The organism is Lactiplantibacillus modestisalitolerans (genome assembly GCF_005405425.1).
GTDB classification, from domain to species: Bacteria; Bacillota; Bacilli; order Lactobacillales; family Lactobacillaceae; genus Lactiplantibacillus; species Lactiplantibacillus modestisalitolerans.
In genome coordinates this window covers 138,229-160,649 of record NZ_BJEA01000001.1, presented here as the reverse complement: position 1 = coordinate 160,649, position 22,421 = coordinate 138,229, and the positions used below count along the sequence as shown (strand labels likewise).

The following is a 22,421-nucleotide window of genomic DNA, read 5'->3' as shown; positions in this document are numbered from 1 at the left end:
ACAAGGGGATAAGCCGTGTTAAGCTGTAAAGAGTCTTTAGGCTGTTGATAGTTAAAAGGGAACATTATTGGGGTGGAAAAATACGGATGGAGCAAGTAGTTAATTATGAGTTTTTTTTGCGCTTAGTACGTAAATATTGGCGCGCACTTGTAGCGTGCAGCGTATTGGGAGTCGTCTTAGCGGCAATCGTAACCTTCGGCATTATGACACCGAAGTACCAAGCAAACGTTCAAATCTTGGTTAATCGGCGAACCAATAGTACTGGCAACGACTTTGCGGGCCAGCAAGCCGACGTTCAGATGATTACGACGTATAAAGAATTAATTGGCAATCAGGTTATTTTGAAACCGGCGCAGGAAATGCTGGCGGACGCGTACGGTGTACGGCGTTCGTTAAATGATTTAAAACAGGCGGTTAGTGTTACGAGCACTCAAAATTCGCAGGTGTTTTCAATCGTTGTCACGGATCAGAGTAGGAAGCATAGTGCTTTGATTGCAAACCAGGTAGCGGACAGCTTTAAGCGTCAAGTTCACAAGATTATTAAGGTTAATAACGTGACCATCGTAGCACCGGCGGAAGCACCACAACTGCCGGTTGCACCGAGAAAGGCGTTGAACCTGATGATTGGTCTAATTCTTGGATTATTGTTGGGACTAAGTTACGCGGCTTTACGTATTTTAACGGATCGGCGCGTTCATGACTTAGAATTCTTGACGGGTGAGTTGGCTTTACCGAGTTTAGGCATTGTTAATCATCAGCCACACCACTCGCAACGGAAGCAGGCGGCAAATTTAAAGCGGCATTTGCATTTAACAAATGATGTGCAGACGCAGCTTTCAGGCAAGCGAGTTTAGGAGGGGCGGCATGTTTAAACGGGAAAAGAAGCAAAGTACCACTACGACGAGTGCCATTAATTTAACGACGCTCAACGAACCGATGTCGGTCATTACGGAACAAATCAAAACGATTCGAACCAATATTAACTTTTCGGCAACGGATAAGCAGTTACGAACCTTGATGGTTACGTCCAGCATGGTCGGCGAAGGAAAATCAACGATTTGTGCAAACTTAGCCGTCGAATATGCGAAGGAGGGGTTACAAGTTTTATTGGTCGATGCTGATTTACGCCGACCAACGATTCATAAAACGTTTCGATTAGCAAACCAACGGGGGCTAAGTTCGTGGTTGGGTCGGCAAATTGATGACGTGAATGAGGCCATTTTTCCGACACTAAATAATCTCTTTGTGATGCCGAGTGGCCCCAAGCCACCGAACCCTGCTGAATTATTAGGCAGTGGTCGGATGAAAGAATTTCTGACAAGCGCGACCCGCAAACTTGACATGGTGATCGTTGACGCGCCACCAATTTTACCAGTAACCGATTCACTATTGCTGGCTAATCAGGTGGATGGTACGGTTTTCGTTATTCGTCAAGGTGTTGCGCAAAAAAACGCTGTAAGAGACGCAGTTTTAGCGTTGAAGAGTTCACGAGCTACCTTGTTGGGAACAATTTTAAATGACGTTCACGACCATGGTAGTCGGGGATATTATGGCTATTCTAATGGTTACGGGTACTACAGTGATGACAAGTAATCAGCTAATTGATTTACATTGTCACCTATTGCCAAAATTAGACGATGGCTCACCATCGCTAGAAGCGTCACTCACATTAGCGCGTCAAGCGGTTGCGGATGGCATTGGCTACGTGTTGGCAACGCCGCACCATTATGATCGCCATTATGTAAATCATGCGGTGGTTGTTCGGCAGGCGGTCCAGCAGTTTCAAAATGAATTGGACCGTCAGGGGATTGCGTTAACGGTTTTTCCCGGACAGGAAGTGCACCTGAACGGGCAACTATTAGATCATTTAGATGATTTATTAGGAATCGACCAAAATCGCCGGTACTTATTACTAGAGTTACCGCATGAAATGGTACCAGCGTACTTAGACGAAACCATTTTTGAATTGAGTTGTCAGGGAATTACGCCGGTGTTGGCTCATCCAGAACGTAACGCCCAGTTATTGGCTGAACCACAACGACTTTACCAGCTCGTTCAACAAGGGTGTCTCGCTCAGGTGACTGCCAGTAGTTTAGTGGGAACTTTTGGAGCAGCAGTTCAGCGGATGGTGAAGGAATTTGTCCAGTGCAACCTCGTGCAGGTGGTTGCATCGGATGCCCATGCGTTGAAGCAGCGAGAATTTGTACTACGGGAAGCATATGAAGTTCTGGGGAAAATGGATAGTGGTTATCCGCAACGATTCAAGGCAACTGCACGGCAGTTACTGAATGGGGAACCCGTGGAAATGGGGACGGTGCGCGTACCACGTAAGTCCAAGCGTTTTTGGTTATTTTAAGAAAGAGTAGGTTAGTGAAAATGAAAGCATTAGTGACAGGGGGAGCTGGCTTTATTGGCTCACACTTAGTTGATCATCTGGTAGAACAAGGATTAGACGTGGTGGTCGTGGATAATTTATCGATGGGGGATTTACATAATTTAAGGCAGCGTCCAGAAGTCAAGGTTTATTTGGAGGACGTTTGCAATGAAAAGTTTATGCAACAAATTTTACAGGAAGAACAGCCAGATTATATTTACTTTTTAGCAGCGGTAGCAAGTGTCGCTGATTCTATTGAACGACCAGCGGAAACGCACATGGTCAATCATACCGCAGTTTTCAGAATGCTGGAGTATATTCGTCGAAGCCACTTAGAAATTAAGCAGTTTTTATTTACGTCGTCAGCGGCGGTTTACGGTAATTTACCGGAATTGCCGAAGCGTGAAGATTCACGAGTGGATCCAGTTTCGCCGTACGCGATTGATAAATACGCAACGGAACGCTTTGTCTTAGCTTATGGGGAGTTATACGACATTCCGACCGTGTGTGTACGCTTTTTCAATGTTTATGGTCCACGCCAGAATCCAGCTTCACCATATTCGGGTGTGTTATCAATTTTGACGGACTGTTTCAAACAGCAACGCCCATTCACACTTTATGGTGACGGCACCCAAACGCGTGACTTTGTTTACGTGAAGGATGTCATCCAAGCAATTTGGTTGATCACCACGAGTGGAGTTAAACACGAGGTGTTCAATATTGCAAATGGAGTTGAAACGAGTTTAAACGATATTTTGGATACATATGAGGATATTACGGGCCGGGAGTTAGCTATCAATTTCGCTGCGGGTCGGTTAGGGGAAGTTAAGCGTTCCGTTGCAAATATTGATAAGTTAGTTAACTTAGGTTATCAACGTAATTGGTCCTTAAAACAAGGATTAGCACAGTATTGGGAGGGTGTTAGTCATGCGGCAAGCCGAAGTTAATCAACCAAAGCAGCTATCGAACTTAAACGAATCAACGCACTATCAGTTTAAGCAACTGATAGGAACTCCTGTTACGGGTTCAAGCATGCTTGTTAAGCGTTTTTTTGACTTAATCGTTGGCTTAATTGGCACAATGATTAGCGCGCCGATTGTTTTAGTGTTTGCGATTTTGGTGAAATTAACGTCTAAAGGGCCGGCGTTTTACAAGCAAGAGCGGGCGGGCTTAATGGGAAAGCCGTTTAAGGTTATTAAGTTACGTTCAATGCGACAGGATGCAGAAGTAAATACGGGTGCGATTTGGGCGAAAAAAAACGATCCCAGAGTTACACCAATTGGCCGATTTATGCGTAAAACGCGAATCGATGAGTTACCACAGTTTTGGAACGTATTAGTTGGTGATATGAGTTTAGTTGGGCCACGTCCTGAGCGGCTTGTCTTAACGGAAAAGTTTACAGCCAATAACCCAAGCTTTGCTAAGCGATTACGAATTATTCCGGGAATTACAGGGTATGCACAAATTAACGGTGGTTATGATATTTCGCCGGATGAAAAGTGTAAATTGGATAACTATTATATTGAGCATTATTCGTTATGGTTTGATCTTAAGCTTCTGCTGGGGACCGTTAAAATCGTAATTACTGGGGATGGTGCAAGGTAATGAAAATTATGTACGTAATTACTCAGGGAACCTGGGGCGGTGCTCAATCACATGTCTATCTTTTAATTGAACAGCAGGTGAAGGAGCAACGTGAGGTTTGGTTAGTAGTGGGAACTGAGGGGCGGCTCACTGAACAGGTGAAGCGTAATTTTCCACGAGTGCACGTTGTTGTTATTAATCAAATGTGTCGTCGTATTGCTCCGTTCAAAGATGTTAAAACAGTTATTAAATTACGCCGTTTATTAAAAAAAGTTAGTCCAGATCTTGTACATTTACACTCTGCAAAAGCGGGAACGATTGGGCGACTAGCTTCAAAGGGGATAGCTCCTACAGTTTATACAGTACATGGGTGGGCTTTTACGGTTGGGGTTAGTAAAAAAAGAGCTTTAATGGCAACGTTCATTGAGCGATGTTTACAACCGCTGACAACTCATTATATCTGTGTTTCTCAATTTGATTATCGATTAGGTAAACAAAAGCGATTAATGAATATGCATCATAATGGTGAAGTTATTCATAACGGTGTTAAGGCTTTACAAAAAAAAGCCGTAGTAAAGGACCAATCTGATCAATTTCTTGTGACGATGGCGGCTCGTTTTGATGTTCCTAAGCGTCAAGATTTATTAATTCGAGCAATTGCTAATGTCCCAAATAGGGATCAATTTAAGCTCATATTACTCGGTGATGGTCCAAAATTGAACGAGTGTAAAAAAATTGTTGCTGAACTTGGGTTAGAGAGCTCGGTGATATTTAAGGGGAGCGTTACAAACGTTCAAGATTATTATGCAAAATCAGATGCCGTTGCTTTAATTTCAGATTATGAGGCTTTGCCGTTGTGTATTGTGGAAGGGATGGCGCTTGGCTTACCGATTATTGCTTCAAATGTAGGTGGTATTCCTGAATTATGCCAAGCAAATGGTGTTTTAGTAAAGAACGAGACACGTTCAATTACGAGAGCACTTCAAAAAATGATGTTGAATAAAACTAACTGTAATACGATGGGAACTTTGTCTAAAGAAATGTACCAAAAAGAATATACGGTTAAAAGAATGCTATTAAAAACGGATGCTGCTTATGCAGAGGCTAGAAATGAATGGGGTCGGCGTTATTGAAAAAAGTTTTACATTTACTTGCTTCAGATAAATATGGTGGCGCAGAAAGTATTGCGATTGATATTATACAAAGTTTGAAGGATCAATATGAGTTTGCTTATGCTTCACCAGCCGGTTTGATTGATAAAACGCTTTTTAAGGTCGGCATTAAACACGTTGTACTTGACTATCATCATTTAGTTTCTTTTGTGAGAGCAGTAAAAATGTTTGAGCCGGAAATTATTCATGCTCATGATTTCAAATCTAGCTTTTTAGCACACTTGTTATTTCGCAAGATTCCAATAATCTTACATATTCATCAAGCACCAGAATGGCAAATGACGACTAATTGGAAAAGCCGTTGTTTTCGATACATTGCAAACAGAAGTTTCAAAGTGATTTATGTATCTGATTGGGCGCGAGCTTCGTATATTTATCAGGATAAGGTAAAAAAAGCATGTGTTATCAAAAATGGATTAAAGTTGAGCCAGATTCACGAGTTAGCGCTACGTTCGAATGTTAAATCATATGATGTGCTGTTTGTTGGACGCCTTGAGCATGTTAAGCAGCCAGAAGTGTTTCTCAAAATTGTTAAGAAAGTACTGAAGTCACATCCTCATTTAAAAATTGGAATATTAGGTGAAGGTAGCGAATTTGCGGTAATTTCTGAGAAAACACAGCATGACCAGCAAATTGATGTTCTTGGCTTTAAGGATAATCCTTATCCGTACATGTTACATTCAAAAGTTATTTTGTCAACGTCGGTTTCCGATGCGTTTGGGCTAACGATGGTTGAAGCAGCTTTCTTAGGTGCAATCCCAGTTGCACCTAATGTTGGCGGGATTGCAGATACAGCGCAAGGCGTCGGTGGATTAATCTATCATAGCCAAAAGGAAGCAGTTGAGATTTTAAATCGACTTTTCAATGATCAAAAATATTTGGATGAACGATTATCTCGATTATCGACGATAAATTTTGATTTCTATGATGAGCGGCGTTATATGGGAGATATTAGGAAAGTGTATAAAGAGGTACTACGAAATGGGTGAGATCGTTGTTGGTGGAAAAAAGAATTGGCCTAAGCCAATTCTTTTTGTAATTGGGTTCTTTTTGGTTTATCAACCTAATTTTTTGGGACAAAGTTTTAGTTATTTGCCAATGGTGATGATGGCATTTATCACAAGTTTATTAATATTAATGCTAACACCCGGAGAACTTATGAATGTTTTTCGAAACCTTGCTGTTTTTTTGATTGGGATTAGTTTATCAGTGCTTTATTACTGGATACGTGCAATGCTGGCTGGTTCGGATCCACGTGTATTACAAAATACTGCGGTTATGGTAAATGTTTTAGGATTAGTTATTTGGCTTGAAATTCTTAGAAAATACTTTAATTTTAGTAATCAAAAGGTACTGACGTGGCTCTTATGGTTAGTTGTTTGGCAATGCATTATTGCTGTGATAATGATGCTAGATCCTTCGATTAGATCTGAGATTCTTTCACGAACAGCAGCAGGCGTTATTGATAATCAGTTTATCTATGGTAAGCGTTTATATGGTATTAGTAGTGACTACACATTTTTTACACCCATTTATCATAGTATTATTGGGCTATGTGCGATTTATTTAGGTATGAATGGTAATAGACGCTATTATCTTTTTTTACCTTTTTGTCTGTTTATGATTGTCATGAATGGTCGAACCGGACTAGCAACTTTGAGCCTTGGATTTGGAATATTACTCTTTAAAAGACTTTTTACTAGTTTTAGGGGAGTAATTCAAGTTGCGTTACTAGTTCTATTCAGCATTGGTATAACGGCCCTAGCATTATTAGTATTGCAAAAAATCCAGCCAGCCACTTATCAATGGATTATTGATGGGGCGATGGATACGGTGACACTAATTATTACTGGGAATAAAGTTGGTAACTATGCTCAATTGGCGGGATCATTTTTGATGGTACCGGTTGGAATAGGTGCCTGGTTATTTGGCTACGGCATTCGCGTATATGGTGAAAACACGGCAAATATTTTTTTTGGAACCTCTGATATTGGCTATGTAAATGATCTGTTTATGGGCGGAATTACTTATATGTTGTTATTGTATGGAACTGGAATCAGTTATATTTTATCTCGTACGCGGTTGCTTAATGATTCGGTTAGGAAAAGTATGTTGTTAATCGCTTTTATATGTATCTGGGCCCTTGCAAATTATAAAGGGGAAGCAGCTCGGAGTGGGCTCGTATTGTCGAGTATTATCTTTTTAACGTACTTATTTTCAACAGGACCAGAGGAGATTGAAGAATGATTAGCGTAATAATGAGTGTTTACAATGAGACGGTTATGCAGTTAGAGGCTGCTATGGATTCCATTCTGAAACAAACCTTGTCTGTTTCAGAATTTATCATTGTATTAGATAATCCGGAACGAAAAGACTTGAAGATTACATTAAAGCAGTACGCTGATCGATTTAATGTAATCCATTTAATTTTTAATGAAACCAACATCGGCTTAGCCCAAAGTTTAAATTTAGCGGCTAGCACTGCTAAATGCGATTACTTGGCACGGATGGATGCGGACGATATTGCAATGCCAAATAGAATGGAAGTTGAAATGGCGCAATTACAGGACCACCCAGAGTGGGCACTGGTTTCTGGAAACATTAATTATATAGATGAAAATAGCGATGTTATCGGAGAAAAGTCGGCTATTCCTGAAAACCCGCGATTAATTTCGAAAATATTACCACTGGGATCAACCATTATTCATCCAACTGTAATTATTAAAAAAGAAGTGTTTGATCAGGTTGAGGGGTATCGGCTACTACCAACAGCGGAAGACTATGATTTATGGTTAAGAATACTTGATCGCGGTTATTGTATTGGATCAGTTAATACTTTACTTTTAAAATATCGATTACGTAATAACAGTATGACTGCGGATGCTTGGAAAACTTACGTTGTATCTAAATATATACAAAAACTAGCAAAGCAACGTCAACTTAGCGGAACTGATGATTTTGATCGGAATCAAAGTATTCCAGTCTCGTTGGTTACAAAAATTAATAACGAGCAATTTAAGAAGCAATTTAACTTAGGTCAACGCTATTTTACAGAGGGACTATCCAACCTAAAAGAAAAGCGAAGACTAAAAGGGGTTGCTTATTTGTTGAAATGCACGTGTACCTCGAAAGAGAACCGTGATTATGTTTGGAACTATGTAAAACTTAGATTGAAATATCTACAATTTAATAATTAAAAACTATTTGGTTGGAATCAAGGTAAGTTTTATGGATAAGATGCTCTGCTTGAAAGGATGACAGTATGTTAAGTAATGTAGCGGTCCGCTACCGACTATTACCTACCCAAATAAAGGCCTCTATATGGTTTGTAGTGTGCTCTTTTTTGCAAAAGGGTGTCTCAATGATCACAACTCCAATTTTTACTAGGCTGCTTTCGACGGGAGAGTTTGGCCAATATAATGTCTTTAATTCTTGGCTAAGCATTGTAACCATTTTTGTGTCTTTAAATCTTTTTTATGGCGTGTACACGCAAGCGCTGATTAAGTTTGATAAGGAAAGGGATAGTTACACATCATCTTTGCAGGGGCTTACCTTAGTATTGGTCGCATGTTGGACAATCATATACCTAGCATCGCACGAGTTTTGGAATCAACTATTCTCATTGACAACTGTTCAAATGTTAGCAATGCTGATTATGATTTGGAGTTCTTCAGTTTTTAATTTTTGGGCGGGTGAACAGCGGGTCCTATTAAAGTATAAAGTGCTAGTATGTATAACGTTACTCGTATCATTTGCAAAGCCAATCATTGGAATAATATTTGTTCTTAACGCTGATGATAAGGTAACTGCACGAATTTTGAGTTTAGTATTAGTAGAGTTAGTATGCTACACGGGGCTTTTTATTGTACAGATGTACCGTGGAAAGATTTTTTACTCTAAACGCTTTTGGCGACATGCACTTTTATTTAATTTGCCGCTGGTACCTCATTATTTGTCGCAAATTGTATTAAGTAGTGCGGATCGGATTATGATTGGAAGAATGGTAGGCGACGAAAGCGCAGGAATTTATAGCCTGGCGTATTCATTAGCACAAGTAATGGTCCTATTTAACGCAGCTTTAACGCAGACGTTGAGTCCGTGGATCTATCAAAAAATTAAGGATCAAAAAATTAGTGATATTACAGGAGTTGCATATGGCTCGTTAATCTTAATTGCAATGGTGAATATTCTATTGATCGCGTTTGCACCAGAAGCAGTGGCTGTTTTTGCACCGAAGGAATACTATGATGCGAAGTGGATTATTCCACCCGTGGCGATGAGTGTGTATTTTATTTTTGTTTATGATTTATTTGCAAAATTTGAACTTTTTTATGAGAAGACGACCTTAATCATGGTTGCAAGTACAGTTGGAGCTGTCTTGAATGTAATTCTTAATTTTCTTTTGATTCCGATATTAGGGTACTACGTTGCTGGATATATTACATTAGTATGTTATGTATTATATGCAGTTTTCCACTATATCTTAATGAATAGGATTTGTCAGGAAAAATTGAGTGAACAACCCTTTACGGGGAAAATATTATTGCGAATAACGTTGCTATTTTTGGGGTTAGGCTTCGTGTTTTTAAGTACGTATAATAGTTTAGTGCTACGATACGTTTTTGTATTTATTCTATGTGGGATTATAATGTTAAAACGTGAATGGTTAATATTGACGTTTAAACAATTATTGCATACTCGAACATCAGAAGAGTAAACAATTATAATTTTTGTCAGGGAAATGAATGCTGGAATTACTTGTATATGATTTAAGAAGACATAGGTCGGACATCTTTTCAGGTACTTTTATTAAAAGGGTAGGCGATTCACATGCAACAACTACTGGTAACCGGTGGCGCTGGCTTCATTGGTGCCAACTTTGTTCGGTACGTCGTTCAGCAACATCCAGACGTTAACGTTACGGTCCTAGACAAACTAACTTATGCGGGAAACCGTGCTAATTTAGCGGACGTACTCGGTTCGCAGGTGACTTTGATCGTGGGTGATATCTGCGATGGACCGTTGGTTGATCGGTTGGTTCAGCAGACGGATGCAATCGTACATTTTGCGGCTGAAAGCCATAATGACCGTGCCTTGATTGATCCGTGGCCGTTTATGCAAACTAACATTATTGGGACGTATACATTAATTCAAGCGGCTGCTAAGTATCATAAACGTTTTCACCACGTGTCGACGGATGAAGTTTATGGCGATCTACCATTGGCGGATGATTCGGCTGAAAAGTTTAAACCAGATAGTCGCTACCAACCATCAAGCCCGTATGCGGCTTCAAAAGCAAGTAGTGATATGCTTGTTCGTGCTTGGGTGCGTTCGTTTGGGCTGCAAGCTACGATTTCGAACTGTTCCAACAATTATGGTCCTTACCAATACGTGGAAAAGTTTATCCCACGCCAAATTACAAATATTATTAGTGGTATTCGGCCAAAGCTATATGGTAACGGTCAAAACGTTCGCGACTGGATTCAGACGGCTGACCATTCAACGGCGGTTTGGGCAATTCTAACCCGTGGGCGAATTGGTGAAACCTACTTGATTGGCGCGGACGGCGAGCAAACGAATCAGGCCGTCTTGGAACAGATTTTGACAATAATGGGGCAACCAGCATCGGCTTACGATTTGGTTCGTGACCGACCTGGTCATGATCGACGCTATGCAATTGACGCCACCAAATTAAGAACCGAACTGGGCTGGCGACCCCAGTATACCGATTTTCGACAAGGCTTAGCGGCAACGATTGACTGGTATCGGACGAATCAATCCTGGTGGCAACCGGTTAAACAGACTGTCGAGGATGGCTATGCAAAACACGGGCAGTAAGCACTAGTTAATTAGAAAACCCTTAATAATTAAAAATAACGCGGTTCAGGTGCTCCCAGTCTGAACCGCGTTATTTGATGACGGAAATTGCTGAAAACGCATTCCTTAACGGATTTGTGCCGGATTATTGGTGGTTTAGCTTGACACTTTCGACGATAATTAATACAATGAAACTCGTTGCATTATTAAGAATTTGATTAGGAGGCACTTCATTAATGAAAGAATCGCGGCGGTTACTGCTTAAAAAGCCAGTTAACCCAGCTAATTTTAATAAGAGCGGGCTTGCTAAATCGTTGAACGCGTTTAGCCTGACCATGATGGGTGTCGGCGCGATTGTCGGTTCTGGGATCTTTATTACACCCGGAATCATTGCCGCCAAGTACGCCGGCCCGGCTGCCATGCTATCCTTTGTGATTGCTGCCGTGGTTTGTTCGTTAGCTGCCCTTTGCTACGCCGAGTTCTCGTCCACGATTCCACTTGCTGGGAGTGCGTATACGTACGTTTATACCGTTTTTGGTGAATTCATGGCCTGGATTCTCGGTTGGTCTTTAATCTCAGAATATTTATTTGCGGTGTCGTCGGTGGCCGTCAGTTGGTCATCGTACTTCCAAAATTTGCTCAGCGGTTTCGGCATTCAATTGCCGGCCTTTCTGTCCGCTGCAGCTGGGACGGCTGGTGCGCCGCACGCCGGCTTTAACCTGATTGCGTTTATCGTTGTTTTAGCCATTTCGTTACTTTTGGTTGGTGGGGTTCAGGAATCCACGCAGGTTAACTCGATCATGGTAATTGTAAAAATCGCCGTAATCGTGCTCTTTATCGGGGTTGCCATCTTTTTCGTTCGACCGGCCAACTTCCACCCGTTCTTACCACACGGGGTGCACGGACTATTCAAGGGCGCCTCATTGGCATTTTACGCCTATATTGGCTTTGACGCGGTCTCGACGGCCTCGGAAGAAGTTAAAAATCCGAAGCACGACATGCCAATTGGGATTATTGGGTCGTTGATTGTTGCTTCAATCTTATACGTGGCAATGGCTGCCGTCTTAGTCGGGGTTGTCCACTATACGAAGCTGAATGTTGGCGATCCGGTGGCCTACGCGCTTGGCGTAATCAATCAAAACTGGGCCGCTGGGATTGTTTCCCTGGGGGCGGTTGTCGGGATGACCACCGTTTTAATCGTGATGCTGTACGGGGGCACCCGCTTGTTATTTGCGATTAGTCGGGACGGCCTGTTGCCTAAAGCCTTCCGGACCCTTAACCCACATACCAAGGTGCCGGTTAAAAGTACCTGGATCTTCGGGATTATTGCCTCCGTTTTTGCCGCGGTGATTCCGCTAGATAAAATTGCCGAGCTAGTTAACATTGGGACGCTATTTGCCTTTGCAATGGTTTCAATTGGTGTGATTTTTCTGCGGAAGCACGAAACGCTTCAGCAAATTAATAGTTCGTTTAAAGTACCGTTTTACCCGGTTCTTCCAGTTATATCGTTTCTGGCGTGCTTGTATTTGATGATCAATTTACAGATCTTTACGTGGCACATGTTTGTAATTTGGACGGCCATCGGGATTGTCATTTACTTCCTATATAGTTACCGACACTCACGGTTACGCGCCGGTTTACGGGAGCATGAATCTGAATCATAAGTTAAAGCAACGAGTCCGCCAACGCGGGCTCGTTTTTAACTAGTTTCTGAAAAAAACAAATGCTATAATTAAACGCATCAGTATTATGAGAGAAAGTGAGGAAGGGACCTTGTTACGACGAACGAATGCGTACCATATTAGCGTATTAGCCGTTTTGATTGCGATTATCATTGTCCAAAACGTTGTCCCGTTTTTTGGCTACATTCCGCTACCAGGCCTGAGCATCACCACCATTCACATTACCGTCATTGTAGCGGCCGTCGTACTTGGACCAAAAGACGGGGCCCTGATTGGTGGTATTTGGGGCGTGATCGACTGGGTGCGCGCCTTTATTGCACCAACGAGCCCGCTGGCCCCGCTCGTATTTACGAATCCGTTAGTGTCAGTCCTTCCCCGCATTTTAATTGGGGTCGTGGCCGGACTTATTTTTAAAAAATTCCGTGAAACGCACCCGACCTGGGGGTTGACCCTGGCAGGAGTAGCCGGCGCGTTAACCAACACCGTGTTGGTGTTAGGGCTAATTGGCAGCTTATACAGTCATCAGGCTGCTGGCTTCTATCAAGTCGATTTAAGCCAACTAATGCCTTATTTATTGACGATTGTCGCAACCAATGGGATTCCCGAAGCGATTTTAGCCGGGATTCTAGCACCGCTCATTGGTCGACCGTTATTGAAATTTAAACGTTAAATAAAATCAGGGTTCCAGGCCATCCGCCCGGAACCCTGATTTTATTAGTAGTTAGTCAACTGCTTGGACCTGTTTTTGGCTAATAATGACTTTGTTATGGTATTTATCAACCATAGCTGGATCTTGAGCCTCAAACGTAATTAAATATGAGTTAGTATAACTTTTGGCGATGGTCCCCTGAAAAGTCTGACCCTCGAGCGTAAATTGAACGCGCGTTCCAATTTCCATAGCGATACCCCTTCCTTGAAACATATCGTCAATGTAACACGCTTGTGAACTAGACGCAATCAAAGCGGTGGGGCCGGCTATGGCAGTTTTTAAGTCAAGCCAACCTTTAGCCGGCGTTAACAAATTAGTAGTGAAAAAATTTGTTAATTTTTAATAATAAGTATTCACATTTGTCTTTATTAGTAATTAGTACTGGCCGAGGTGCTAAATCTACATTCAAGGAATAATGAAAATAGAGCCGTAAGCTAGGGCTAACGCGTCATTAGTCGTTTATAAAATCTTTGAGGGTTGCGGTTATTAATAACTTTTTCCTGGGGATGAGAATCAATTACAACTGAATTAACGAACCAGCAAGATGATTAATCGCTTGATATGACAATTAGTGGTGTTGATTATTTGGGGATTAAAAGTTGAGATTGATTGAAATTTCACTTATCGCTTGCTATGATTAAAGGGAAGTGAATGTTTCCGCTTACTTTCATGAAAATTAACAGATTAAGAAAAGGGGGGACCACTATGAATCTCGGGTTAAGTATCTTATCCCTTGCACGTTTTCAGTTTGCGATGACGACCGTGTTTCATTTCTTCTTCGTGCCATTATCAATTGGGTTAGCGCTCGTTGTTGCAATCATGGAAACCGTTTACGTCGTCAAAAAAGACGTGCTCTATAAACACATGGCACAATTTTGGGGCCGCATTTTCTTGCTTAGTTTTGCGGTCGGAGTCGTAACGGGGATCATTCAAGAATTTCAATTTGGGATGAATTGGTCTGATTATTCACGATTTATGGGTGACATTTTTGGCGCACCACTGGCGATTGAAGCCCTAGTTGCGTTCTTTATGGAATCCACGTTTATTGGGTTATGGATGTTTGGTTGGGACCGCTTTAAACCTGGCCTGCACTGCGCCTTTATTTGGCTAACATCAATTGGGACAATGATTTCAGCGATGTGGATTTTAGCGGCCAATAGTTTTATGCAGAATCCGGTCGGCTTCGTATTAAATGCTAAGACTGGGCGGGCTGAAATGACGAGCTTTGCGGCCGTTATTAAGAATCCTCAGCTTTGGTACGAATTACCGCACGTTTTATTTGGAGCCTTTGTGACCGGGGCGTTCGTCGTTGCCGGCATGGCGGCTTTTGGTATGCTGAAAAAGAAGAACGTGCAGTTTTACCGGAAATCCATGAAGATTGGCCTGATTGTGGGCTTAGTAGCGACAATTGGCGTCGTCGGTATGGGAGACGTCCAAACCCGTTACCTCATTAAAGAACAACCGATGAAGTTTGCGGCAACCGAAGGCTTATACGAAGATTCAGGTTCACCAGCATCCTGGGCAATTATCGAGGGTATTGATGCCAAGAATCATAAGAGCAAGTGGTCGGTTGAAATTCCGTACGTTTTGGATATTTTGAGTTATCACAAATTGGAAGGGAACGTTAAGGGCCAGAATACGATCAATAAGGAACTTCACGCCAAGTATGATAAGAAGTTTGGTAAGGACATGAACTACTACGTTCCGGCCAAAACCTTATTCTGGAGTTTCCGGGTCATGGCGTTCTCAGGAGGGTTATTCGCCCTAATTGCGATCGTGGGCCTGTTCTTTAACCGGGCCAAGTCCGATTTGATTGAACGGCAACGCTGGTTCCTGTGGGTTCTGGGAATTTGCACGTTCTTACCATTTGCTGCCAACACGGCTGGCTGGTTCATCACCGAACTCGGCCGTTACCCGTGGGTAGTTTACGGCTTACTGACGATTGCTGACGCGGTGTCACCAAACGTCAGTGTTGCGTCACTACTCACGTCGAACATTGTGTACTTCTGCCTATTCAGTGGCTTGGGAATCGTAATGATCGTTCTGTCACGGCGTGTCTTGCACCACGGGCCGGACGACTTACTCCAAGCGGCGGATGACGCACCGTACGATCCATACGGTAAGGGGGCGTTTAGTCATGAGTAACCTACAATTTCTTTGGTTTATTTTAGTCGGCGTCCTATTTAGTGGCTTCTTCTTCCTCGAAGGGTTTGACTTCGGGGTCGGAATGACAATTAAAAGTCTCGCGCAGACGCGGGCAGAACGGGACGTGGTCATTCATACGATTGGGCCACACTGGGACGCAAACGAAGTATGGCTGATTACCGCTGGTGGGGCGATGTTCGCCTCGTTTCCAATGTGGTACGCTTCGTTGTTTTCTGGTTTTTATCTCGTCTTATTGCTAATTTTGGTGGCGTTAATCATGCGGGGCGTCTCGTTTGAATTTCGGAGCCGGATGGAAAGCGAAGCCGGCCGAAACTTCTGGGAATGGGCCGCAGCGATTGGGAGCGGTTGTGCCGCGTTTCTCTTTGGGATGATGTTTACCGCCCTCGTTAAGGGGATGCCCATCGACGCCAACGGTAATATGACGGCCCACTTCACCGACTACGTTAACTTGTTCTCGTTAGTTGGTGGGGTTGCCGTTACGCTGTTGTGTTACTTGCACGGGTTAAACTTTATCCGCTTAAAGACGACTGGTAATCTGCGGGAACGGGCCCAGCAATGGGCAAAACCGCTTTACTGGGTTCTGTTTGCGGGGGAAGTTGTGTTTGCCATCCTGCTGTATTTCAACACCGATTTCTTTGCGAAAAAGCCTATTTCGACCTTGATTTTAGTCGTTGCCCTGGTCGTTTTAACGGCTTTAGCAACTTACGGGGTTTACGGCAAGCACGAATGGTTATCGTTCATTAGTAGCGGTCTATCCTTGATTGACGTGGTTGTGCTCCTCTTCAACGGGCTGTTTCCGCGGGTGATGGTGGCTAACAACGCTGCTAACAGCATTTTGATTAAAGATGCTTCGAACTCACCGTACACGCTTCACTTAATGACGGTAATTTCTTTAACGGTGCTACCAATTATGTTGATCTACTTTATTTGGAGTTACTGGGTCTTCTATAAGCGGTTAGCGTCATAAATCATTTTGACACGAATTAATTGCGTACGGTGGTACAATTAACCTAAGCGTACGCGTTAGGTCGTGACTTAGCCGGGTGCTAAGTCGCGGCCTTTATTTTAGGGTTCTATGATATATGGTGTTGGTCTGCTGGCGGCATATCAGCACCAATTGGGACAGAACCTATTTTAGTGTGAGGGGGCTTGAAAATGTTTGATCCAGCACTATTTAAATTACCGGGAATGCGCCGTTTAACGGTCATTCTCAGTCTTTTAGCAGTTATTGAGGGCCTGTGTATTATTGGCCAAGCCACCGCACTATCCGTGGCGATTGTCGGGTTGTGGCACCTACATGGGCTAGCTACGATTGTTCAACCAATGCTCTGGTTTGCACTGGCGTGGTCCGCCCGACAGTTACTCGTCGTTGGGAAAAATCATTTGATGTATCCGTTTGTAGAACGCACGACTGGCGATCTTCGTCGGCGGGTGATGCAAAAACTTTACCAACTGGGCCCCAGTTACGTTGCAAAGACCGGGACCGGGAACGTGGTCACAACCGCCCTTGAAGGAATCGATAAGGTTCAGACCTACTTAATGCTGGTTGTGATTAAAGTGATCGACATGCTAGTGATTCCGTGGGTAATCTTAATTTTCATCGCTATTATTCGGTGGCGTGAGGCGCTCTTTTTACTAGCTATTTTTCCATTGATTATTATTTTTATGATTATTCTGGGCTACGCCGCTCAGGCCAAGGCTGACCGCCAGTACGTTGGTTATCAGCGGATGTCGAACCATTTTGTGGATACCCTGCGGGGGTTACCGACGTTAAAGCAATTGGGGTTGAGTCGCCAATACGCGAACAACGTCTATCAAGTCAGCGAGGGCTACCGGAAGCAAACGCTGGCCGTCATTAAAATTGCGATGCTGTCGACCTTTGCACTTGATTTTTTCACCACGCTTTCGATTGCGGTTGTTGCCGTTTTTCTCGGCTTCGGTTTAATTGACGGAACGATCAGCTTATTGCCTGCCCTGATTATTTTGGTGCTAGCGCCGGACTACTTTTTACCGCTCCGGCAGTTCGCCAGTGACTATCACGCGACGCTAAACGGCAAAAATGCCTTTGCCGCCGTGCAAAAGATGTTAGCGCTCCCGGTTGCTACTGAGCGTCAACAGCTTGGCACGCAACCGTTGAATTGGACGGCGAACAGTTCCTTAAGTTTACAAGCGGTCGACTTTAGCTATGACGGGGCCCAACCAGCGTTGAAAAAAATCAATTTAACCGCAACCGGCTTTCAGCGGATTGGAATTATTGGGGCGTCCGGTTCTGGTAAATCGACATTAATTAATTTATTAGGTGGTTTTTTAACGCCCATGCCGGGGCACGGCACGATTAGCGTGAACGGCCAGCCGGTCACGCATCTGAGTCAACAAGCTTGGCAACAAAGTTTCTTTTACATTCCCCAACACCCGTACCTATTTCACGCGACGTTGGCGGAAAACATTGCGTTTTACCAACCAGCGGCCGGGATTAGTGCCATTGGCCGTGCAGCCGATAAAGCTGGGCTGACGGCGTGGATTAAGACGTTACCAGCTGGTTTAGAGACCAAAATCGGTGAGGGGGCCCGTGGCGTTAGCGGCGGTCAGGCCCAACGAATTGCTTTAGCACGGGCCTTTTTAGATGACCGGCGCAAGATTTTACTATTTGATGAACCGACCGCGCACTTGGATATCGAGACCGAAGCGGCTTTAAAGCAGACGATTTTACCAGTTCTGGATCAGCACCTGGTCTTCTTTGCAACCCACCGGCTTCACTGGATTAACCAGATGGATTACGTGCTGGTGCTTGACCATGGTCAAATCGTTGAGCAGGGAACGCCGGCTGAGTTGGCGCAACATAACGGGGCTTACGTACGTCTTCGCCAAGAGATGGGTGGTGCAATTTAATGAAAGACTTTTTAGCAACGTTTAAACACGATACTTGGGTGATGCCGTACCTCCGTAAATATAAAAAGCTATTAGCGTTGACCCTTTTCTTAGGGTTGATGACCTTTTTCTGTGGCTCAGCGCTAATGTTTAATTCCGGTTACTTAATTAGCAAGGCGGCTCGGCACCCGTATAATATTCTGATGATTTACGTACCGGTCGTTTTGACGCGGGCGTTTGGGATTGGTCGACCTGCGTTTCGTTATGCGGAGCGAATTACGAGCCATAACTGGGTCTTGCGGATCGTTTCTGATTTCCGCAAGAAACTGTATCAAGCCGTTTCTAAGCACGCGGTCGCAATTCGTCAGAATTTTCAAACCGGGGACGTGCTCAGCTTGCTGGCCGATGATATTGATCACATTGAAAACCTGTACTTACGGACCGTGTTTCCAACGGTGATTGCGTGGACGATGTACGTGTTAATTGTGCTTGCGCTTGGGTATTTCACCTGGTGGTTTGGGTTGTTAATGCTACTGTTACTGGGGCTGGTCGTGATTGTGATGCCGTTGTGGTCCGTTTTGATCAACGGTGCGCGCGAATCGCGGGGTCGGCAAATTCAGCAGGGCTTTTACACCCAGCTAACGGACGCGGTGATGGGGCTGGGCGACTGGTTGATTTCGGGCCGCCAACAAGATTTTTATGACCGGCAGACTAAGCCAATCAGTGAAATTGCGGCGTTGCGGCGGCAAGACCACCGGTTTCAATGGTGGCGCGACTTTACGATTCAACTCATTTTTGGCGTGATTTGTCTAGCACTCCTTGTTTGGAGTAGCTTTTATTGGACAACGAACCAAGCAAGCGCAAACTGGATCGCAGCGTTCGTCTTGTCGGTCTTTCCGTTAGTTGACGCGATGCAGAGTGTCAGTCAGGGGGTTAGTGAGTGGCCGAGTTATCAGCGTTCCATTAAACGGGTTAACGCATTGGATACGGCGCCCATTGACGACCATGATCAGACCAAACTAACCGAACCGTTTGCGCTTTTACGGGTTGCGGACTTGAACTATGCGTACCCGCAAACGCAGCGGCCCATTTTCCACGGGTTAAATTTGACTTTAACCGCGGGCGAAAAGTTAGCGTTACTGGGCCCTTCCGGGACTGGAAAGAGTACGTTGCTGAGGCTGATTTTAGGTGATTTAACGCCGGATGCGGGTGCGGTTCAGCTAAACGATGTGCCGATTGCACGGTTGCAGAATGAACGCGCCCAGTTATTTGGTGTTTTGGATCAGCAGCCATACCTATTTAATACGACGATTATGAATAATGTCCGGATGGGTAATGAAGACGCGAGTGACGCAGAGGTGCGGGCAGCGTTAAAGGCGGTGGCGTTAGAGCCGTTGATTCAGAGTTTGCCGGATGGTTATGAAACGGTCGTTGAGGAAGGCGGTAGTCGTTTCTCGGGTGGGGAGCGGCAGCGTTTAGCCTTGGCGCGGATTTTGTTGCAGGATGCGCCGATTATTATTTTGGATGAGCCGACGGTGAGTTTGGATCCGATAACGGAGTCGAAGTTGTTGGACACGGTATTTGAGGTGTTACAGGATAAGACGATTTTGTGGGTCACGCACCATTTGGCGGGAATTGATCATGTAGATCAGGTTCGCTTTTTGGAGGATGGCCAGTTTGATATGGCGGGAACGCCGGAAGAGCTTTATCGGCGGGAGGCAAGGTTTAGAAGGTTGTATGAGTTGGATAGGGGGCAGGAAGGAGTGTGAGGGCCGACGGGTTGGTATTGAGCATTGCCTAGCTAAGCCGTTGTCGTGGGTTATGCGACGGCGGCTTAGCGTAGCAAGCGCAGATACCAGTCGGGCCGAACACGTTTCGGCTATAAGGCAGGAAAAATGGGATAGCAAGCGCAGGTGTCATCTCGGCCGAACACGTTTCGGTTATCAGGCAGGAAAGGCGCGTAGCCAGCGCAGACGCCCGCAATGTTTCGGCCGATTGGTTATCCTTGCTGCTGGCGGTAATCCTGATACTAATTAATATAGAGCCAAAAAACGGTCACTACCTGAGAATTTAGGCAGTGACCGTTTCTTTTAAATTGATTTTAGTTTAAAGTTGGTCGCCTGTCGCCCGAAGTAGTTCTCCGAGGGACGGTTGTTTTTGAACGTCGATGTGGTTGGCCTTGGCATAGGTGTCAACCGCTTCTTGGCCGTAAAGCTTTGGATCAAGCGGCATGAAGGCGGTCCCAATCGGGTCGTCTTGTTTGATGACGGCGTTGACAACGATGGGCCGCTTATTGCCGTTTGCTTGGAGTTGCTTGATTTGGTCGAAGACCGTGTCGACGTCTTGATTATTTTTCACGGTAAAGCCAATGCCACCGAGACCTTCGGCGACCTTAGCCCAGTCGGCGTCGGTTAGGTCGACGCCGTAGAGGTGCTGCTGGGTGTCGACTTGTTCGCGGTAAATAAAGCCGAAGCGGCGGTTACTGAAGACGACGTTAATCACTGGGAGCTCGTAGCGGGCTTCGGTGATGATGTCAGGCGCGACCATTGCGAACCCGCCGTCACCGGAGAATGACCAGGCTTGGGCATCGGGAACACTGAGTGCACCAGCTAAGCCGGCTGGTAAGCCAAAGCCCATCGTGGCGAAAAGCCCCGACAACGCAAACTTTTGCTCATGGTCTAACGGCAGTCCCCGGACCGCCCATTCAGTGACGTTGCCGGTGTCGACCCCGTAAGTGTCTTTGGGACCGACCATGCTAGCAACTTTGGCCATCACGGCTTCAGGCGCAAGCCCATCGTGATCGTCGGCGGCACGTTCAGCTAACCAAGCATCCCAGTTTTGCTTATTGGTTTGGTTCGCCTTGAGCCAGTTGGTCGCAGGAAGGCTGTCGCCAGTTGCGACCATGTCTTTTAAGTAGGCCTTGGCGTCGCTGATGACGGCGTAGTCGATTGGAACCATTTTACCGATATCGTAAGGTCGGTCGTTGACTTGGATAATCTTAACGTTTTTTGGCCAGAAGCCGGCGAACGGAAATTCAGAACCCAGAAAGAAAATTAGGTCGGCGTGTTGAAGCGCCTCAAATCCGGATTTGGATCCGAGCCGGCCGAACGTTCCGATGGCATTGGGGTGGTTGGTCGGCATGATACCAGTTGCGGGAACGGTATTCATGACTGGAACGTTGAAGGTCTCACTGAATTTGACTAATTCGGCGCGGGCACCTAATAACCCCCGGCCAGCATAAACGAGTGGATGTTTAGCAGCTTTGAGTAGTTGCAAGGTGTCCTGAATTGCTTGGGGGTCGACGGTTTGCGTAAAGGTATTGGCGACGGTGTTCGGTGTTTTGACCGGTTCATAATCAATGGTCTGTGCTGATAAATCTTCTGGAATAATGACGACTGCCGGACCCTTTTTTTCGTAGGCTTCGCGAATGGCTTGGTTAACAACGTATGGCAGTTGTGCCGCGGTCGTTACGGTTCGATTAAAGACGGCTACGTCACCAAACATCGGTGTTTCGTCCATTTCCTGAAAGTAGTTGGTATTCATAGTTGGCTGGGGCACTTGACCAACTAAGGCGAGAACTGGGACGTGATCCATTTTGGCATCGTAAAGGCCGTTGAAAAGGTGGGTTGCGCCCGGACCTGCCGAACCAAACGAGACTCCAATCGTACCGTTAAACTTAGCATCGGCCGTAGCTGCTAAGGCGCCGACTTCTTCGTGGCGCACTTGGATATAGGTCATCCGTTCTTTTTCCAGGTATAGTCCCTCCACGGTGTGGTTGATGGAACCACCCGGAATCCCGTACAGATGGTCAACCCCCCACGCCTCTAACACTTTGACTAATGCTTGGCCTGCAATCATTTTTGTCATTTGAATCGCGTCCTTTCAGTTCTGGGTAGTTGATTAACTATCCGAATTAATTAACACGGTTATTATAAAGCGCTTTCAGTTCAAACTTCAAGCAATAAGGCTTACTTTTTGTAAGCGAAATAAAAAGCGGCTGTAACATTAGTCACAGCCGCTTGTGTCTCGCCGAATCTTAATAGCCGAAA

19 protein-coding genes are annotated in these 22,421 nt (G+C 44.7%); 17 read left to right on the top strand and 2 right to left on the bottom strand.

From position 1 onward, the window contains the following. Positions 1 to 86 precede the first annotated feature (86 nt). The 13 genes from FFM79_RS00695 (at position 87) to FFM79_RS00635 (ending at position 13,299) form a co-directional block, all read left to right on the top strand. Positions 87 to 854, top strand: coding sequence for a YveK family protein (locus FFM79_RS00695; protein ID WP_137641560.1), 768 nt, complete (start codon positions 87 to 89; stop codon positions 852 to 854). A gap of 10 nt (positions 855 to 864) precedes the next feature. Next, the gene (locus FFM79_RS00690) at positions 865 to 1,593 is read left to right on the top strand and encodes a CpsD/CapB family tyrosine-protein kinase (RefSeq protein ID WP_137641559.1); all 729 of its coding nucleotides are present in this window, start codon (positions 865 to 867) and stop codon (positions 1,591 to 1,593) included. Beyond that, entirely contained in the window at positions 1,583 to 2,356 is a 774-nt protein-coding gene (locus tag FFM79_RS00685) for a tyrosine-protein phosphatase (protein WP_137641558.1), read from the top strand. Before FFM79_RS00690 ends, FFM79_RS00685 begins: the two co-directional genes overlap by 11 nt. Positions 2,357 to 2,376: 20 nt before the next feature. After that, the gene (locus FFM79_RS00680; protein WP_137641557.1) at positions 2,377 to 3,321 is read left to right on the top strand and encodes an NAD-dependent epimerase/dehydratase family protein; all 945 of its coding nucleotides are present in this window, start codon (positions 2,377 to 2,379) and stop codon (positions 3,319 to 3,321) included. Further along, the gene (locus tag FFM79_RS00675; protein ID WP_137641556.1) at positions 3,302 to 3,979 is read left to right on the top strand and encodes a sugar transferase; all 678 of its coding nucleotides are present in this window, start codon (positions 3,302 to 3,304) and stop codon (positions 3,977 to 3,979) included. The genes FFM79_RS00680 and FFM79_RS00675 overlap by 20 nt, the downstream gene beginning before the upstream one ends. Beyond that, positions 3,979 to 5,091, top strand: coding sequence for a glycosyltransferase family 4 protein (locus FFM79_RS00670; protein ID WP_137641555.1), 1,113 nt, complete (start codon positions 3,979 to 3,981; stop codon positions 5,089 to 5,091). The genes FFM79_RS00675 and FFM79_RS00670 overlap by 1 nt, the downstream gene beginning before the upstream one ends. After that, positions 5,088 to 6,119 (top strand): glycosyltransferase, encoded by a 1,032-nt coding sequence (locus FFM79_RS00665; RefSeq protein WP_137641554.1) that lies wholly within the window; start codon positions 5,088 to 5,090, stop codon positions 6,117 to 6,119. The genes FFM79_RS00670 and FFM79_RS00665 overlap by 4 nt, the downstream gene beginning before the upstream one ends. Further along, positions 6,112 to 7,377 (top strand): polysaccharide polymerase, encoded by a 1,266-nt coding sequence (locus tag FFM79_RS00660; RefSeq protein ID WP_137641553.1) that lies wholly within the window; start codon positions 6,112 to 6,114, stop codon positions 7,375 to 7,377. Before FFM79_RS00665 ends, FFM79_RS00660 begins: the two co-directional genes overlap by 8 nt. Then, positions 7,374 to 8,327, top strand: a complete 954-nt coding sequence (locus tag FFM79_RS00655; RefSeq protein ID WP_137641552.1) for a glycosyltransferase — start codon at positions 7,374 to 7,376, stop codon at positions 8,325 to 8,327. The genes FFM79_RS00660 and FFM79_RS00655 overlap by 4 nt, the downstream gene beginning before the upstream one ends. A gap of 164 nt (positions 8,328 to 8,491) precedes the next feature. Beyond that, positions 8,492 to 9,847 carry a lipopolysaccharide biosynthesis protein gene (locus tag FFM79_RS00650; protein ID WP_371852190.1) on the top strand — a complete coding sequence of 452 codons (1,356 nt, stop codon included), beginning with the start codon at positions 8,492 to 8,494 and terminating at the stop codon, positions 9,845 to 9,847. Positions 9,848 to 9,960: 113 nt separating this feature from the next. Further along, positions 9,961 to 10,968 (top strand): dTDP-glucose 4,6-dehydratase, encoded by a 1,008-nt coding sequence (rfbB, locus tag FFM79_RS00645; protein WP_137641550.1) that lies wholly within the window; start codon positions 9,961 to 9,963, stop codon positions 10,966 to 10,968. Positions 10,969 to 11,183: 215 nt separating this feature from the next. Then, the gene (locus FFM79_RS00640) at positions 11,184 to 12,611 is read left to right on the top strand and encodes an amino acid permease (protein WP_137641549.1); all 1,428 of its coding nucleotides are present in this window, start codon (positions 11,184 to 11,186) and stop codon (positions 12,609 to 12,611) included. A gap of 109 nt (positions 12,612 to 12,720) precedes the next feature. Then, a complete protein-coding gene (locus tag FFM79_RS00635; RefSeq protein WP_137641548.1) occupies positions 12,721 to 13,299 on the top strand; it encodes an ECF transporter S component in 579 nt (192 codons plus the stop codon). A 51-nt stretch (positions 13,300 to 13,350) separates the two neighbouring features. On the opposite strand, the gene FFM79_RS00630 is transcribed toward FFM79_RS00635, so the two are convergent. Beyond that, positions 13,351 to 13,527 (bottom strand): hypothetical protein, encoded by a 177-nt coding sequence (locus FFM79_RS00630; RefSeq protein ID WP_137641547.1) that lies wholly within the window; start codon positions 13,525 to 13,527, stop codon positions 13,351 to 13,353. A 516-nt stretch (positions 13,528 to 14,043) separates the two neighbouring features. Between FFM79_RS00630 and FFM79_RS00625 the strand changes: the two genes are divergently transcribed. From FFM79_RS00625 to cydC, 4 genes are all read left to right on the top strand, one after another. After that, entirely contained in the window at positions 14,044 to 15,483 is a 1,440-nt protein-coding gene (locus tag FFM79_RS00625; protein ID WP_137641546.1) for a cytochrome ubiquinol oxidase subunit I, read from the top strand. Then, positions 15,476 to 16,471: a cytochrome d ubiquinol oxidase subunit II gene (cydB, locus tag FFM79_RS00620; RefSeq protein ID WP_137641545.1), complete on the top strand. Its 996-nt coding sequence runs from the start codon at positions 15,476 to 15,478 to the stop codon at positions 16,469 to 16,471. Before FFM79_RS00625 ends, cydB begins: the two co-directional genes overlap by 8 nt. A 188-nt stretch (positions 16,472 to 16,659) precedes the next feature. Further along, entirely contained in the window at positions 16,660 to 18,393 is a 1,734-nt protein-coding gene (cydD, locus tag FFM79_RS00615) for a thiol reductant ABC exporter subunit CydD (RefSeq protein WP_137641544.1), read from the top strand. Then, entirely contained in the window at positions 18,393 to 20,141 is a 1,749-nt protein-coding gene (gene cydC / locus FFM79_RS00610) for a thiol reductant ABC exporter subunit CydC (protein WP_137641543.1), read from the top strand. The genes cydD and cydC overlap by 1 nt, the downstream gene beginning before the upstream one ends. 337 nt (positions 20,142 to 20,478) lie before the next feature. On the opposite strand, the gene FFM79_RS00605 is transcribed toward cydC, so the two are convergent. Beyond that, positions 20,479 to 22,239, bottom strand: coding sequence for a thiamine pyrophosphate-binding protein (locus tag FFM79_RS00605; RefSeq protein WP_137641542.1), 1,761 nt, complete (start codon positions 22,237 to 22,239; stop codon positions 20,479 to 20,481). Positions 22,240 to 22,421: the final 182 nt, after the last annotated feature.